The sequence below is a fragment of the Novosphingobium sp. genome (genome assembly GCF_036803765.1).
In the GTDB taxonomy this organism is placed as follows: domain Bacteria; phylum Pseudomonadota; class Alphaproteobacteria; order Sphingomonadales; family Sphingomonadaceae; genus Novosphingobium.
In genome coordinates this window covers 157184-171804 of sequence record NZ_DAIRTS010000008.1, presented here as the reverse complement: position 1 = coordinate 171804, position 14621 = coordinate 157184, and the positions used below count along the sequence as shown (strand labels likewise).

Annotated in this window: 15 protein-coding genes; 9 read left to right on the top strand and 6 right to left on the bottom strand. The window is 67.1% G+C overall.

The window, feature by feature from the left end:
- Positions 1-260 precede the first annotated feature (260 nt).
- The 3 genes from V7Q48_RS07820 to V7Q48_RS07810 all read right to left on the bottom strand — a co-directional run bounded on the left by V7Q48_RS07820 (position 261) and on the right by V7Q48_RS07810 (position 3859).
- Positions 261-1613 (bottom strand): HlyD family type I secretion periplasmic adaptor subunit, encoded by a 1353-nt coding sequence (locus tag V7Q48_RS07820; protein WP_333837358.1) that lies wholly within the window; start codon positions 1611-1613, stop codon positions 261-263.
- The gene (locus V7Q48_RS07815) at positions 1610-3382 is read right to left on the bottom strand and encodes a type I secretion system permease/ATPase (protein WP_333837357.1); all 1773 of its coding nucleotides are present in this window, start codon (positions 3380-3382) and stop codon (positions 1610-1612) included. Before V7Q48_RS07815 ends, V7Q48_RS07820 begins: the two co-directional genes overlap by 4 nt.
- Before the next feature lie 177 nt (positions 3383-3559).
- Positions 3560-3859 carry a hypothetical protein gene (locus V7Q48_RS07810; protein ID WP_333837356.1) on the bottom strand — a complete coding sequence of 100 codons (300 nt, stop codon included), beginning with the start codon at positions 3857-3859 and terminating at the stop codon, positions 3560-3562.
- Positions 3860-4047: 188 nt separating this feature from the next.
- Here V7Q48_RS07810 and V7Q48_RS07805 point away from each other — a divergent pair, with 188 nt between their 5' ends.
- Together V7Q48_RS07805 and V7Q48_RS07800 are read left to right on the top strand one after the other, a co-directional pair.
- Positions 4048-4470, top strand: coding sequence for a protocatechuate 4,5-dioxygenase subunit alpha (locus V7Q48_RS07805; RefSeq protein ID WP_333837355.1), 423 nt, complete (start codon positions 4048-4050; stop codon positions 4468-4470).
- Positions 4467-5312 carry a class III extradiol dioxygenase family protein gene (locus V7Q48_RS07800; protein WP_333837354.1) on the top strand — a complete coding sequence of 282 codons (846 nt, stop codon included), beginning with the start codon at positions 4467-4469 and terminating at the stop codon, positions 5310-5312. Before V7Q48_RS07805 ends, V7Q48_RS07800 begins: the two co-directional genes overlap by 4 nt.
- Positions 5313-5333: 21 nt before the next feature.
- Here V7Q48_RS07800 and V7Q48_RS07795 read toward each other — a convergent pair whose 3' ends face one another.
- A complete protein-coding gene (locus V7Q48_RS07795; RefSeq protein WP_333837353.1) occupies positions 5334-5993 on the bottom strand; it encodes a response regulator transcription factor in 660 nt (219 codons plus the stop codon).
- 11 nt (positions 5994-6004) lie between these two features.
- A complete protein-coding gene (locus V7Q48_RS07790; protein WP_333837352.1) occupies positions 6005-7747 on the bottom strand; it encodes a sensor histidine kinase in 1743 nt (580 codons plus the stop codon).
- A gap of 285 nt (positions 7748-8032) precedes the next feature.
- Between V7Q48_RS07790 and V7Q48_RS07785 the strand changes: the two genes are divergently transcribed.
- From V7Q48_RS07785 to V7Q48_RS07770, 4 genes are all read left to right on the top strand, one after another.
- On the top strand, positions 8033-8572 hold the full coding sequence (locus tag V7Q48_RS07785) for a helix-turn-helix transcriptional regulator (RefSeq protein ID WP_333837351.1): 540 nt from the start codon (positions 8033-8035) through the stop codon (positions 8570-8572).
- 62 nt (positions 8573-8634) lie between these two features.
- Positions 8635-9054: a hypothetical protein gene (locus tag V7Q48_RS07780; RefSeq protein ID WP_333837350.1), complete on the top strand. Its 420-nt coding sequence runs from the start codon at positions 8635-8637 to the stop codon at positions 9052-9054.
- Positions 9055-9090: 36 nt separating this feature from the next.
- Positions 9091-9540: a hypothetical protein gene (locus tag V7Q48_RS07775; RefSeq protein ID WP_333837349.1), complete on the top strand. Its 450-nt coding sequence runs from the start codon at positions 9091-9093 to the stop codon at positions 9538-9540.
- 40 nt (positions 9541-9580) lie between these two features.
- On the top strand, positions 9581-10126 hold the full coding sequence (locus tag V7Q48_RS07770; protein WP_333837348.1) for a MarR family winged helix-turn-helix transcriptional regulator: 546 nt from the start codon (positions 9581-9583) through the stop codon (positions 10124-10126).
- Positions 10127-10165: 39 nt separating this feature from the next.
- Here the strand turns inward: V7Q48_RS07770 and V7Q48_RS07765 are convergent, their stop codons facing one another.
- Positions 10166-10855, bottom strand: coding sequence for an energy transducer TonB (locus V7Q48_RS07765; RefSeq protein ID WP_333837347.1), 690 nt, complete (start codon positions 10853-10855; stop codon positions 10166-10168).
- 584 nt (positions 10856-11439) lie between these two features.
- Between V7Q48_RS07765 and rpsL the strand changes: the two genes are divergently transcribed.
- The 3 genes from rpsL (at position 11440) to fusA (ending at position 14562) form a co-directional block, all read left to right on the top strand.
- Positions 11440-11811, top strand: a complete 372-nt coding sequence (rpsL, locus tag V7Q48_RS07760; RefSeq protein ID WP_022675067.1) for a 30S ribosomal protein S12 — start codon at positions 11440-11442, stop codon at positions 11809-11811.
- Positions 11812-11913: 102 nt separating this feature from the next.
- Positions 11914-12384, top strand: coding sequence for a 30S ribosomal protein S7 (rpsG, locus tag V7Q48_RS07755; protein WP_022675066.1), 471 nt, complete (start codon positions 11914-11916; stop codon positions 12382-12384).
- A gap of 105 nt (positions 12385-12489) precedes the next feature.
- Positions 12490-14562 (top strand): elongation factor G, encoded by a 2073-nt coding sequence (gene fusA / locus V7Q48_RS07750; protein ID WP_333837345.1) that lies wholly within the window; start codon positions 12490-12492, stop codon positions 14560-14562.
- Positions 14563-14621 lie beyond the last annotated feature (59 nt).

The window sequence follows — 14621 nt, the reverse complement described above, 5'->3', positions numbered from 1 at the left end:
GGGCGAGGGCGGGGGGGGTGCCGGTGGCGAGGGCTAGCGCGGCGAAGAGATGGGCGCGACGCTTGCTTGGAGCGGCTTGCGTTGCTTGCCCCTCCACCACCGGCTTTGCCGACGGTCCCCCTCCCCATTTCATGGGGAGGATCGGGCGGTGTGGCTTGGAGCGGTCGAGGTCCCCCCCATGGGATGGGGAGGTGGCAGCCGCGCATGCGGCTGACGGAGGGGGTGAAGCCCGGGCGATGCGTATCAGGACCATGGCCGGCTCAATTGTCGCGGAAGGCGCGCATGAACTGGTCGCGCAGCGGTTTGGTCACGTAGGACAGCAACGAGCGGTTTCCGGTCTCGATATAGGTTTCCGCCGGCATGCCGCTGCGCAGCGTCAGGCCTTCGCGCCGGAGGGCGGCCTGATCCACCGCCACGCGCACAGTGTAATAGGCCTGCCGCGCTTCCTGGTTGTCGGTGCGATCGGTGGCGACGTAGATCACGCGCCCGGCGATCTCCGGGGTCGCCGCGCGATTGAAGGCGGAGAAGCGCACACGCGCCGGCTGGCCGACGCGGACCTGGTCGATGTCGACCGGGCTGATCGAGGCCTCGACCAGCATGACGTCGCGATCGGGCACGATTTCCATGATCGGTTCGGCGGGGCGGATGACGTCGCCGATCGCGGCGAAGGCGATCTTTTCGATCGTGCCCGAATAGGGGGCGCGGATCTCGCTGCGGCTGTGCTGGTCGGTGGCGCTGACCCGGCGCAGCTGCTGCTGGTTGAGCGCGGTGTTGACTTGCGCAAGATCGGTGCCGGCCTGGACGCGGCGGCTCTGCACCGTCTGGATCGATTGTTCCTGCGCCTCGGTGATGCGCGCACGGCTCTGCGCGATCTGGGCCTGAAGCTGCGCGACCTGGCCGTCGATGTCGACCGCGGTGCGTTCAAGCTGGTTGAGCCTGTTGATCGTGACCAACTGCTTGTCCCACAGCTCGCGCACGCCGGTGCGCTCGGGCTCGATCAGCCGGCGCTGCTGGCGAAGCGCGTCGATCTGGGCCTGAAGGCCGGCGATCTGCTGGTTGTATTGCGCCACGCGGGCCGCCAACTGGGCGCGCAGCTGGCCTTCCTCGGCCTGCTGCATGGCGAAGAGATGCTGCTCGTCCGCCATGGCCTTGCGCGCGCCGTCACTGCCGGCGCCGGCAAGCTCGAGCGGGAACGCAACCTGGCCAAGGCCGAGGCGCTCGGCCTCGAGCCGCGCCTTCTGCGCCAGCAGCTGATCGACCGTCAGGCTTGAGAACCGGGCGTCGGCACCCGTCACCTGGTCGTCGAGCCGCATCAGCAGGTCACCCTGGCGCACGTGCTGGCCATTGACCACGGTGATAGCGGCGATGACCCCGCCGGTGGGATGTGCGATCCGCTTGACCCGGCTTTCGACGCCGACCTGCCCCCCGCCGATCACCGCGCCCCTGATCGGCACGAACACGGCGAGCACCACCAGCAACGCCAGCAGGCCACCGATCGCGGCCATGAGCCGGAGCAGCATGCGCGGTGTGCCGGCCGGCGGGGCGGCCTGGGCCTCGACCCAGAGGTCGGGCAGCATCTGGCGCAAGGCGTCGGGCGAAAGCGGCGCGTTCATCGGGCAGCCTCCTGCGCGAGGCGGATCGGCGGCGCGGGGACGGCGGCGGTTGCCTGGGCGCCGAAATCGCCGGTCGGCTCAGCGCTGGTGCCCGCTGCCATGGTGCGCTGCATGACCGCGTCACGCTCTCCGAAGTCGACCATGCGACCAGCCTGCATGACGGCGACATGGCTGATCGGACCGAGCGTCGCGGGGCGGTGCGTGATCATCACGACGATGCCGCCACGCTCGCGCACCCCGATGATGGCGCGATGCAAGGCCGCGTCCCCGGCGGCGTCGAGATTGGAATTCGCCTCGTCGAGCACGACGATATGCGGATCGCCGTAAAGTGCGCGCGCCAGGCCCACGCGCTGGCGCTGCCCGGCCGACAATTCGCTGCCGCCGGCGGAGACGAGCGTGTCGTAGCCGTCGGACAAGGCGAGGATCGCCTCGTGCATGCCGGCGGCGCGGGCGGCGGCGATCACCGCTTCGGACGTGGCAGCGGGATCGAAGCGCGCGATATTCTGGCCGATCGTGCCGTCGATCAGGTCGACCGTCTGCGGGACGTAGCCCATGGCGGCGCCCAAGGCCTCGGCATCCCATTGATCGGGCGTGGCGCCGTCGATCCGGACCTCGCCACGCGCGGGGCGCCAGATACCGAGAAGGCCACGCACCAGCGAGGTCTTGCCGGCGGCGCTCGGCCCGATGACGGCGAGAGCCTGCCCGGGTTGCAAGGCGAGCGACACGCCCTGCACGGTAAAGCGCTGGGTGCCCGGCGGGGCGATCCACAGATCGCGCAGCGCCAGTTCGCCGCGCGGCCGGTCGAGCGTGACGCGGCGTTCGGGCGGGCGGCGGAACGTGGTGATCGCCTGCACGATGCGGCCCCAGCCGCTGCGCGCAGCGACAAGGCCCTTCCAGTTGGCGATCGCCATGTCGACAGGGGCGAGGGCGCGCCCGGACAGCACCGACGACGCGATGATGACCCCGCCGCTCGCCTTGTCGTCGATCACGAGAAGGGCGCCGACGGTAAGGATGATCGACTGCAGCAGCATCCGGAAGGTTCGGCTGGCGCCGCCGAGCCGCGACAGCGTGCGCGCGAGCGCCGACTGGGCGGCGATGAACTGCTGTTCCCAGCCCGAGGTGCGGGCGACCAGGCGATCCTGCATGCCCATGGCGAAGGCGGATTCGGCGAAGCGGATCTCGGAAAGCGTGGCGGCGCTGCGCTGTCCGGTGATCGACGCCAATTCGCGCGAGGCGGCCTGCGTGCTGCGGTTGGAGACCAGCGCGAGCACGGTCATCACCGCGACACCGGCCAGCGCCGTCAGCCCGAGCCACCAGTGCAACGCCGTGAGTACGAGCAGGAAGGCCAGGACCCAGGGCAGGTCGATTAGCGCAACCGGGCCCGCGCCGGCCAGGAAGGCGTGGATCGAATCGAGGTCGCGGGCGAACTGGAGGCCATCGCCCTTGTCCGCGCCGGCGCGCAGCGGGCGCGATACCGTGGCATAATGCACCGATGCGAAGAGGTCGTCGTGGACGCCATTGGCGACGCCCAGCAAGGCTTCGGCGCGGATCGCCTCGAACACGGCCTGGAACACGTAGATCAGCGCCAGCATCGCGAAGAGGCCGAGCAAGGTCGGGATGCTGCGGCTGGGCAGGACCGAGTCGTAGACCAGCATCATGTACCCCGTGCCGGCGAAGACCAGCACGTTGAGCAGGATGCTGGCGATGCCGACGATCACCAGATTGCCGCGATACCTGCGCATGAACACGCGCAGCAGTTGCCGATCCACGTTACCCCCCGCATTCACAGCGGCCTGCATGGCATCCCCTTGCCATGTCGCAAGCACCAGAAACCTCCGGCGCGGAACCTTCGCCCGCCGCGTCGTACGGATGTGGGTGCAACATTATGTAGTCCTTCGCAATTCGCTGCGCGCTGGACCTCGCGACGTTTCCACCGAAACGGGCCATTACGGACCGGCAGAAGGCCCTCCGGTGTTGATGATGGCGTCGATGACGAGGATCCGGTGGAGCACGTAGGCCTCTTGGCCATCGAGCGATGCGCTGCCGGCGAGTGCGATTCGGCACGCCTCGACCAGTGGGCGCGCCCCGCCGCCGGGCGCGCGCAACGGATCCTCCGGCAGATCTGCCAATACGCGCCATGCCTGACGGGCGAGCGTGTGTACCCACTCCTCCACCGCCTCGCCCGATGCGCGTGCCTTGAGCTTCTGGCGATAGCGGCGCTGGCGTTCGGCGTTGGAGAGAGGCATCGCCCGTCTAGACTGTGCGGCGCACGCCTTGGAAAGACCGGGCGGCTGCTTGCGTAGCGTTGCGTAGGCAATTTCTGCAGGAGTGGGGGCCCGGGACGTTGACCTGCGTCAAGGCAGCCGTTCTTCGCCTTCGTTAGCCTCCCTCACAAGGCCGGCCGCAAGGTCCGTGCCGCTGGAGGATGCTAGCAATGACCAATCCGGAAAATCTGGCGCTACGGCGGGGGATCGCCGGCACCGTGCTGTTCGACGGTGAACTGGCGAGCCGTGGCCTGGCGCTCAACACCATGTGCTTCTCGTTCAACGAGGCAGCGAACCGCGCGGCTTTCCTCGCCGACGAGGACGGCTATTGCCGGCAGTACGGGCTCACCGCCGAGCAGCGGGCGGCCGTGGCACGTCGCGATGTTCCGGCCATGCTGGAGGCTGGTGGCAACGTCTATTACCTCGCCAAGCTTGCGGGCATCTTCGGGCTCAACGTCCAGGATCTGGGGGCACTGCAGACGGGGATGAGCGTCGCGGAGTTCAAGCAGTACCTGCTCGACCAAGCGGCGGATGCGGGCATCGGCCGGGGCACGGACGGCGTGTCGTCGCCGATCATGGGAGTGGCGGCATGAGCGCGACCATCGTCGGCGGCTATTTCAGCAGCCATGTCCCCGGCATCGGCGGGGCGATCGCCCGCGGCGACCAGCGCGAGGCCTATTGGAAGCCGTTCTTCGACGGCTATCCGCCGGTGCAGCGCTGGCTGGCCGACGCCCGCCCCGATGTGGCGGTGGTGTTCTACAACGACCATGGCCTCAACTTCTTCCTCGATGCGTTGCCCACGTTCGCGGTCGGTGCCGCAGCGGAATATCCCAACGAGGACGAGGGGTGGGGCTTGCCGGTGTACAAGACCTTCGCGGGCGATCCCGGCCTGTCGTGGCACATCATCGAGGAACTGGTCGGCAGCGATTTCGATGTGACCATGTGCCAGCGCATGAAGGTCGACCATGCGCTGTCGATACCGTTCGAGCTGGCCTATCCGGATGCCGACGCCTGGCCGGTCAAGATCGTGCCGATCGCGATCAATACGGTGCAGTATCCGCTGCCTTCGCCGCGGCGCTGCCACGCGCTGGGCCAGGCAGTCCATCGCGCGTTGCAAAGCTGGCAGGACGACACGCGGGTCGTGGTGGTCGGCTCGGGCGGGCTTTCGCACCAGCTCGACGGCGCGCGGGCCGGCTTCGTCAACGCGGACTACGACCGCTTCTGCCTCGATCACCTGGCGGCCGACCCGCAAGCCCTGCTGCGACACTCCGCCGAGGAAGTGGCCGCGATCGCCGGGACGCAGGGGGTTGAAATCCTCAACTGGATCGCGGCGCGCGGGGCGCTGGGCGATGCACCGCTGTGCGAAGTGACGCGCAACTATCACATCCCGATCAGCAACACCGCTGCCGCAACGCTGGTGCTGGCCAGCGCGTGATGGGCCACGCGCTGTCGGCGGTCAGTCGTCGAAGCCGTTGACCGCCATCAGCGCGAGTTCGGTGCGGTTCTCGATGCCGAGCTTCTGGTACATCGTGTGAAGATAGACCTTCACGGTCCCTTCGCCGATGTCCAGCTCGGCTCCGATGTCGCGGTTGCGCATGCCGCGCGCGACGAGGCGGGCGATCCGCTTTTCGCGCGGCGTCAGCCGGTCTAGCGGGCCGGCGCCCTCGGGGCGCAGCGACAGGTCGAGCGCGCGCTGAAGCAGGTCGGGGGCGATGACGCGTTCGCCCATGGCGACGCGTTCGAGCACTTCGACCAGTCCGTCGCCGGCGCCCTCCTTCGAGACCACGCCTTCGACGCCGGCACGCATGATCGCCAGCAGGTTGGTGTCGCTCAGCTCGGCAGTCAGGATCACCACGCGGCGCCGGTCGCTGCGCGTGCGCAGCCTCTCGAGCACCTGCACCCCGCTCATGCCCGGCATCTTGATGTCGAGCAGGACGATTTCGGGGTCGTGCGTGTCGATCGCGGCAAGGGTTTCCTCGCCACTGGCGGTGGCGGCGACGATGTGGAAACGGCTGTCGCGCAATACGGCTTCGACTCCGGTACGAATGAAGCCATGGTCGTCGGCCACCAGGATCGGCACGCGCGCGCTGCCGTCGCTCATGTGAGGCTCGTTCATGCCAGTTTCGCTCACACCGGCCTCCGCAAAGGCAGTTCGATGTCGAGGCATACGCCGGAGCCTGCCGCGCCGCCACCGGGTGACGCGGGCGCGCTGACACGGACATGGCCGCCCAGCGCGGTGACGCGTTCGGAGATCGAGCGCGGCTGCGCAGCGCGAGCGGTGCCGGCGGCATGGGCGAAGCCATGGCCGTCGTCGGTAATCCGCACCTTCAGGGTGGCGGCGTCATGCTGAAGGAGGATCGACACGGCGCGGCAATGGCCGTGACGGGCGGCGTTGGCAACAGCCTCGCGGATCATCTGGCGCAATTCATAGGCAAGGCGTATCGGCACCGCCAGCCGCGTCCCGGGTGCCTCGACCGTCACCCGGATATGCCAATGCGCGCTGATCTCCTCGACAAGGCCGCGCAGTTCCTCGGCGATGTCGGTGGTCCGGTCTCCGTCCTCGCCGCGTCGCAGACGGTCGATCATGGCGCGCAACTGCGCCTGTTCCTGCTGCAGCGCCTGTTTCATCGCGACGATTTCGGCCTCGGCATCCTTGCCGTCGCGCAGGCGCCGGCGCACCGCGTCGAGGCGAAACATCGTCCCGGCAAGGAACTGCACCACGCTGTCGTGCAGATCACGGGCGAGCGCGTTGCGCACTTCGGCGACCGCGGCATTCTTGGCCAGCGCGGCCATCTCCTCGCGATCCAGGGCCTGGCCGATGGCGCGGCCAATGGCGCCGATCAGCGGCAGGTCGTCCACGGCCATGTCGGGAATGCCCCAGACGAGCAACTGCCCCTGGCTGGACACCGAGGCGAAGGGCGCGACGATACCGGTCTGCACGCCACAGCGTTCGGCGAGCGGTGCGGGGAAGGGGCCATTGCGGAATTCGATGCGCTGCTCGGACACGAGGGTGATGCGTCGGCGCCGTCGCATGTCGAACAAAGTGGGCCATCCCGGTGTCGCCGCCGCTTCGGCCACTGAACCGGGCCCCTGCCGGTCGCTGGTCGTCGTGTCCCCGTTCAGGATCAGCAGGTCGACCCAGGGCTCCTCGCCCCAGGACACGGCGATGGCGGCGCCGGTGCCGCCCATCATGGTGCGCGCGTCGGCCAGTGCGCTTGCCAGGACACGGCTGCGGCGCGCACCGGGGGCGCCCGCGGGCTCGCTCAAGGCCACGGGCCGCAAGACCCGCTGTCGGGCGGCGGTCCACAGGATCAGCATGGTGACGAGCGCCAGGGCCAGCAAATCGGTCAGGACATGCACCGGAAATCCGCCGCCGGCATGATGCCCGCCGAGCGAATGCCCGACCAGCCAGATGGCGCCCAGCGCCAGGCCGGTCAGGACCACGCCGCTGCGGTTCCAGCGGACCATCGCCATGACCAGCAGGAAGGTCGCGAAGGCGAGGATGGGGGCGCCCGAATGAACGTGGCTGTCGAGGCGCTGCACGACGGTCGAGGCGAAGGCTGCGAGATCGAGCACCAGCGCCAACGGGGCGACCCGGCAGTCCAGCCAGACGTCGATCCAGGCGATGGCGAGCAGGGTGCTGGCGACCATCACATAGAGCAGCGGCACGGCGAGCGAGGGGAGGGCCATGACCGGCATAGGGCTGGCCAGGTCCAACCCGGTCGGCCCGGTCGATCCTGCCGATCCTGCGGTGCCGTTCGCCAGCATCCCGGCGACCCAGGTGCTCACCATATAGAGAACGGCGAAGGCGAGGCGACCGATCGCTAGGCAGCGTGCGCTGCGCCGCGTGAAGAAGTTCGCGGGTTTCACGCGTCCGAAGGTCCCATGAAGCGGGGTATGCGATCGAACCTGTCGATATGCAATCCCGGCCGAGTCGCCCCGCAAAATGCGATGTGTTAACCATGGGTAAGTGCCAAGGTCTTGCAATTATCGTCGGTTAGGGCGACCGTATCGGCCGCATGATCAACTTTGGTCAGCATTCCCGTGCGACGCGGGGACACCCAAGGCGACGCCGGTCATTGGCGACGAATCGTTTGGGAATATGCGACTGAGCAGTATGCGACAGGGAATTTCGGGATAATGCCAAGTGCGCAAGTGCCAGACAGTCCGCTCGAGGCCCTGACTCCCAAGCAGCGCGAAGTGCTCGACCTCCTGATCCAGCACAAGACCTCCAAGGAGATATCCCGGATCCTGGGAATATCGCCCTATACCGTCGATCAGCGCATCCTGCTGGCCCGTGGAAAGCTGCAGGTCACCACCCGCAGCGAGGTCGCACAGGCCTATCGCGCCCTCGTCGAACAGGAGGGAGATCAGGGAGAACCCGTATCCCAAAGACCCGTATATGGTTCACCGGATATCGCCACCGACCTCGGTATGCCCCACCAAGACGGGGAAGAACGCGGTGCGGCACAGGCCGGAACCAACGGGAGCGAGCGTGAGCCGGCACAGTCTGCCAGCGTCGCCGACCCCGTGTCCGGCGAAGTCGATCACCGCGTCCTTCCGGAGATGTTTGACGGTCGATACGGGACACTGATGCGGCTCGGCGCCACGGCGCTGATCGCGATGATCCTGATCCTGACGGTACTGGGTGGTCTGACGCTGTTCGCGCAATTGTCCCACATCGTCGATCGCTGAAGCCGGCGGACCTCTCCGTGGAACAGGGGACGGCGCGATGCGCCGTGTGGAGGCAACGAGCGATGGTTGATACGACGATGATCAAGCCCAGCCCGGTTAACAGCGTTTCGAATGCGGGCGCGATGACGCCTGCGGTGGCACAGCTGCGCGTGACGCGTGACCTGCATCAGGCCGAAGCGGCGCTCGACGAAGCGCTGATCCGCCAAGCCAATCTACTTTCCACCATGGTCAGCGCCCGCCGCGCGACCGGCCTCGCGCCGTTCGAGGGGCAGGACGCGCTGCTGCGGCTGCTGCGCAGCCAGCAGGCCATGCTCGACGCCGGAGGGGAACTGGCGCGCGTGCATGGCCGGCTGAGCACGATCTCGGTCGAGAAGCTGGGGGGCAACGACGAGTGCCCCAAGACGGCCGAACTGGCGGACGAAGCGCTGGATGGCGCCGATGCCGGGCCGTCGCCGCGCCATGCGCTGTCGCGCGCGGCCTGATCGCCCGACGGTAGCCGCCAGGAGGAGGTGCGACCCATGTCCACGACGCTGTGGCTGACACGCTCCCTCCTGGCCGGTGCCGTCCTGTTTGCTGCCCGCAGAGGCGGCGAACCCGAACAATCGGTGGCGGCCGTCCTGCTCGCGACATTCGCGCTCGACGTCGCCAACCACGCCATTTTTGGAGATCCCGCATGGTTTGCGGTGAACCCCGGTCATCTGGTTATCGACACCTGGGCTTTCCTGGTCCTGCTGTGGATCGCAGTCCGCGCCAATCGCGCCTGGCCGCTTGCGGTCTGCGCAGCGCAGGCGCTCGTCATTCTCGGCCACATCGCCAAGTTGTGGGAGCTGGCCATGGTGCGCAAGACGTACTGGGCCATGACCAACATCCCGTTTGTTCTGCAACTGCTGATCCTCGGAGCCGGGACCTGGGCGCATATGCTGCGCCGGCGTCGCATCGGCTTCTACAAGAGCTGGCGTACGGTCTGACTGCGGCACCTCGGGTGAGCTTCGTTTCGGGAGAGGCGGCATGACGGTACGATCCATGGCCGCCGCCGGCGAAACGGTCGGCCGGCGGGGCGGTGCGAGGGCGGACAAGGCCGCTTCGCGTCCTGCGATCCCCCAGGCTGGCCTCGTGGCGGCGCGCAATGCCTATGCCGGCCGGCGTCGGCGCGAGCGTTTCCTCGCCGCCGACCTGTTCGGCGAGCCGACGTGGGATATCCTGCTCGATCTCTATATCGCGGCGGGGGAAGGTCGGTCGGTGCCGACGACCAGCGCGTGCATCGGCGCGCACGTTCCGCCGACGACGGCCTTGCGCTGGCTGCGCGTGCTCGAAGCGCGCGGATTGGTGGAGCGCGAGGACGACGGCGCCGACGGGCGACGCACCTTCGTATGCCTGACGAGCCAGGGTATCGAGGCGATGAACGGCCTGATGATGCAGTGGCATGCCGCCATTAACGTGGCGCCGCGTCCGGCCCAGGTCATCCTCGCCAGCGAGGATACCCTGGCCGGCCCGGCCATCCATGCCCCCGGGCATCACCCCTGCGCCGACGACCTGCTGGCGCTGCGCCTCTGACGCAGCGCCGGCAGGTCCGGTCCAGAGCCTGCCGCAGGATCAGTCGGTGATCTCCCAGCGGAGCGCGCCGACATAGACGCCGGGGCTCGCCGCCCCGGTTTCGTCGCGTGCCGGCTTGAAGCTGGCGCGGCGGGTGATGCGCTCGCAGGCCACGGCGTCGAGCAGGTCGTGCCCGCTGGTTGCCGTCACCGTGCAGTCGGTCACATGCCCGTCGCTGCCGATCGCCAGGCGGAAGCGGGTCACACCGCCCCACCCGGCGCGCAGGGCCTGCGCCGGGTAGTCGTTGCGCGTGATCCAGGCAGCAGGGTCGCCGCGCGGCACGGCGCGCAGCGGCGCTGCGCTGGCCGACGGCAGCGGCTGGGGCGAACTTTCGGGAAAGGGCGAGACGCCGCCGCCGGGGAAGGCATCTCCGATGGGCGCGATGCCGATGGGCCCAGGAGGTTGCAGGTCCAGCGGCGCCAGCGGGGCGAGCGGCCGGGGATCGGGCAGAGGTGCGGAATGGGTTGCATCCAGCGGGTGCGTCGTGGCCGGAGGCTTGGGCAGGGGGGCCTTGGGTGGCGGCGGGACATAAGTCCAGTCGTTGGCGACGAGCGTGTTGCGGATCGCGGTGCCGATGGCGCCGCCGGTGAAGGTGGACAGCACGGCCGCGCCGAGCCCGACGTGCAAGAGGCCAGTGATGATCCCGATCCGAACAGACGACGTTCGGGAAGCACGGTCCGCAAAACCCATGACGATCTCCTTTCAGCCAATCCCATCGCGGGTCGCCTTCACGGGTACGTCGAGTCACGCGCCCATGCAGCGGTCCGTCGAGAGGTGATGATATCACATGCCGCAGGACCGGAAAGCGAAATCTCAACCGGGTTGATAGATAATTGGCTCGACCAGGCGCGGACCAGGCGTGACCCAACCAGGCGGCCGGCCCCCGCGCGCGACGTGCAGCGGGCGCGATGCTTGACCGGAAGGGGGCATTGGCGTAGGGGCGACCTCGTTCCGGGGCGTTCACGCGCCACCGGCCAGACACAGAGCTGAACATTGGCGGTGCGTAACGGGGGCTGCAAATGGCGGAATTCCGCCATGGGCTGGCCCCATTCCCGTTTGGCAGCCCTCGGCGAATCGAGGGGCCGGCAGGACTGCAAGCCGACAAAGTAACCCGGTGCCGATGGGCTCGGGTGGAGTGTTTTCGGCTCATGCGGCGTCGCAGGCGTTCGCCGGCTCCCTGGGGGTCGGTCCATGGTCTGATGGCGTGCGGCGTGAGGTTTCCGTCTGCCTTCATCCTTGCCCGGCGATGCCACAACCAAGGTGAAGAGTACTTCATGCCTACGATCAACCAGCTGATCCGCAAGGGTCGCGTTCCGCAGAAGGCCAAGAGCAAGGTCCCTGCGATGGAGCAGAACCCGCAGAAGCGCGGCGTTTGCACCCGCGTTTACACGACTACCCCGAAGAAGCCGAACTCGGCTCTCCGGAAGGTCGCCAAGATCCGTCTGACCAACAGCCGCGAAGTCATTTCGTACATTCCCGGCGAAGGCCACAACCTGCAGGAGCACTCGGTCGTGCTCATCCGCGGCGGCCGTGTGCGCGACCTTCCGGGCGTGCGCTACCACGTGCTGCGCGGCGTGCTCGACACGCAGGGCGTGAAGGACCGCAAGCAGAGCCGTTCGAAGTACGGCGCCAAGCGTCCCAAGTAATCGTGGCCGTGTGATGGTGCGGCTGGCGGCCTGAAGGGCCCGCTCCCACCGTCCCGCTGGAATGAGGCCGGCGCAAACCGGCCCGATCAGAAGGAATTCAAGATGTCTCGTCGTCGTCGTCCGGAAAAGCGGGTGATCCTGCCCGATCCGAAGTTCGGGGATCAGGTCCTGTCGAAGTTCATGAACAACCTCATGCTCGACGGTAAGAAGTCGGTTGCCGAAAGCATCGTCTATGGCGCTCTCGACACCATGCAGACCCGCGCCAAGGCGGATCCGGTGCAGCTGTTCCACGATGCGCTGAACAACGTGAAGCCGCACATCGAAGTGCGTTCGCGCCGTGTCGGTGGTGCGACCTACCAGGTCCCCGTCGAAGTGCGCCCCGAGCGTGCCCAGGCCCTGGCGATCCGCTGGCTGATCACCGCGGCCCGCAACCGCTCGGAAACCACCATGTCGGCGCGCCTTTCGGCGGAGCTGCTGGACGCTGCCAACAACCGTGGCAACGCGGTCAAGAAGCGCGAAGACACCCACCGTATGGCCGACGCCAACCGCGCGTTCAGCCACTACCGCTGGTAAGCTTCCGATAAACTGGTCACGTGGCCGTCTTCAAACGGTCACTGCAGTAACCATATGGGGTGGGCCGGAGCAATCCGGCCCTTCCCGAACCCAAGGAACACCACCATGGCCCGCAGCCATCCGCTCGAGCGTTACCGCAACATCGGTATCATGGCGCACATCGACGCCGGCAAGACGACGACGACCGAGCGCATCCTTTACTACACCGGCAAGTCCTACAAGATCGGCGAAGTGCACGACGGCGCCGCGACCATGGACTGGATGGAACAGGAACAGGAACGCGGCATCACGATCACGTCGGCCGCCACGACCTGCTTCTGGAACGATCACCGCATCAACATCATCGACACCCCCGGGCACGTCGACTTCACCATCGAAGTCGAACGCTCGCTGCGCGTGCTCGACGGTGCCGTGGCCTGCTTCGACGGCGTGGCCGGCGTTGAGCCGCAGTCGGAAACCGTGTGGCGCCAGGCCGACAAGTACGGCGTGCCGCGCATGTGCTTCATCAACAAGCTCGACCGTACCGGTGCGAACTTCAAGTACTGCGTGCAGTCGATCATCGACCGCCTCGGTGCCAAGCCCGCCGTGCTCTACATTCCGATCGGCCTCGAAGCCGACCTGAAGGGCCTGGTCGACCTGGTCAACAACCGCGCGATCATCTGGAAGGACGAATCGCTCGGCGCCGAATTCTTCTACGAAGAAATCCCGGCCGACCTCGCTGACGAAGCCGCGATCTACCGCTCGGAGCTGATCGAACTCGCTGTCGAACAGGACGACGAGGCGATGGAAGCCTACCTCGAGGGCAACGAGCCCGACGCAGAGACGCTCAAGAAGCTGATCCGCAAGGGTACGCTGAACCACGCGTTCGTGCCGGTCTGCTGCGGCTCGGCGTTCAAGAACAAGGGCGTGCAGCCCCTGCTCGACGCCGTCGTCGACTACCTGCCTTCGCCGCTCGACATCGAAGACGTCCAGGGCGTCAAGGTCGACAGCGACGAGAAGGACAGCCGTCCCGCCAAGGACGACGCGCCGTTCTCGGCTCTGGCGTTCAAGGTCATGAACGACCCGTTCGTGGGCTCGCTCACCTTCATCCGCATCTACTCGGGTACGCTCACCAAGGGTACCTACCTGAACTCGGTGAAGCAGAAGAAGGAAAAGGTCGGCCGCATGCTCGAAATGCATGCCAACGACCGCAAGGACGTCGAAGAGGCGTTCGCCGGCGACATCATCGCGCTGGCCGGCATGAAGGAAACCACCACGGGCGACACGCTCTGCGCCGAACGCGCGCCGATCGTGCTCGAACGCATGGAATTCCCCGAGCCGGTCATCGAGCTGTCGGTGGAGCCCAAGACCAAGGCTGACCAGGAAAAGATGGGCATCGCGCTCAATCGCCTTTCGGCCGAGGATCCCTCGTTCCGCGTCTCGACCGATCACGAATCGGGCCAGACGATCATCAAGGGCATGGGCGAACTGCACCTCGACATCATCGTCGATCGCATGCGTCGCGAGTTCAAGGTCGAAGCCAACGTCGGTGCGCCGCAGGTGGCTTACCGCGAATACCTCGGCAAGGCCGTCGACCTCGACTACACCCACAAGAAGCAGTCGGGTGGTACCGGCCAGTTCGGTCGCGTGAAGGTCAAGGTCACGCCGGGCGAGCGCGGTTCGGGCATCATCTTCAAGGACGAGATCAAGGGCGGTAATATTCCCAAGGAATATATCCCCGCGATTGAAAAGGGCATGCGCGAAACGGCCGCTACCGGCTCGCTCGTCGGCTTCCCGATCATCGACTTTGAAATCCTGCTCTACGACGGTGCGTACCACGACGTCGACTCGTCGGCCCTGGCCTTCGAAATCGCCGGTCGCGGCGCGATGCGCGAAGTTGCCCAGAAGTCGGGCATCAAGCTGCTCGAGCCGATCATGAGCGTCGAAGTCGTTACCCCTGAGGAATTCATGGGTGACGTGATCGGCGATCTCAACTCGCGGCGTGGCCAGATCCAGGGCACCGACAGCCGGGGCAACGCCCAGGTCGTCGAGGCCATGGTGCCGCTCGCCAACATGTTCGGCTACGTGAACCAGCTCCGCTCGTTCACTCAGGGCCGTGCACAGTACACCATGCAGTTCTCTCACTATGACGAAGTCCCGGCGAATGTCGCGGCTGAGGTCAAGGAGAAGCTTGCCTGATCTCTGAGATCAGGCTAGGGGCGGCGCCTGATTCCGTCGGGTGCCGTACCCCGCAGAAT

What these genes read in the sequence shown, in the direction of transcription:
- V7Q48_RS07775 (WP_333837349.1), top strand. Translation starts at nt 9,091, where the DNA reads ATGTCCACGACGCTGTGGCTGACACGCTCCCTCCTGGCCGGTGCCGTC.
- V7Q48_RS07800 (WP_333837354.1), top strand. Translation starts at nt 4,467, where the DNA reads ATGAGCGCGACCATCGTCGGCGGCTATTTCAGCAGCCATGTCCCCGGC.
- V7Q48_RS07780 (WP_333837350.1), top strand. Translation starts at nt 8,635, where the DNA reads ATGGTTGATACGACGATGATCAAGCCCAGCCCGGTTAACAGCGTTTCG.
- V7Q48_RS07770 (WP_333837348.1), top strand. Translation starts at nt 9,581, where the DNA reads ATGACGGTACGATCCATGGCCGCCGCCGGCGAAACGGTCGGCCGGCGG.
- V7Q48_RS07810 (WP_333837356.1), bottom strand. Translation starts at nt 3,859, where the DNA reads ATGCCTCTCTCCAACGCCGAACGCCAGCGCCGCTATCGCCAGAAGCTC.
- rpsG (WP_022675066.1), top strand. Translation starts at nt 11,914, where the DNA reads ATGTCTCGTCGTCGTCGTCCGGAAAAGCGGGTGATCCTGCCCGATCCG.
- V7Q48_RS07795 (WP_333837353.1), bottom strand. Translation starts at nt 5,993, where the DNA reads ATGAACGAGCCTCACATGAGCGACGGCAGCGCGCGCGTGCCGATCCTG.
- V7Q48_RS07805 (WP_333837355.1), top strand. Translation starts at nt 4,048, where the DNA reads ATGACCAATCCGGAAAATCTGGCGCTACGGCGGGGGATCGCCGGCACC.
- V7Q48_RS07765 (WP_333837347.1), bottom strand. Translation starts at nt 10,855, where the DNA reads ATGGGTTTTGCGGACCGTGCTTCCCGAACGTCGTCTGTTCGGATCGGG.
- V7Q48_RS07820 (WP_333837358.1), bottom strand. Translation starts at nt 1,613, where the DNA reads ATGAACGCGCCGCTTTCGCCCGACGCCTTGCGCCAGATGCTGCCCGAC.
- rpsL (WP_022675067.1), top strand. Translation starts at nt 11,440, where the DNA reads ATGCCTACGATCAACCAGCTGATCCGCAAGGGTCGCGTTCCGCAGAAG.
- fusA (WP_333837345.1), top strand. Translation starts at nt 12,490, where the DNA reads ATGGCCCGCAGCCATCCGCTCGAGCGTTACCGCAACATCGGTATCATG.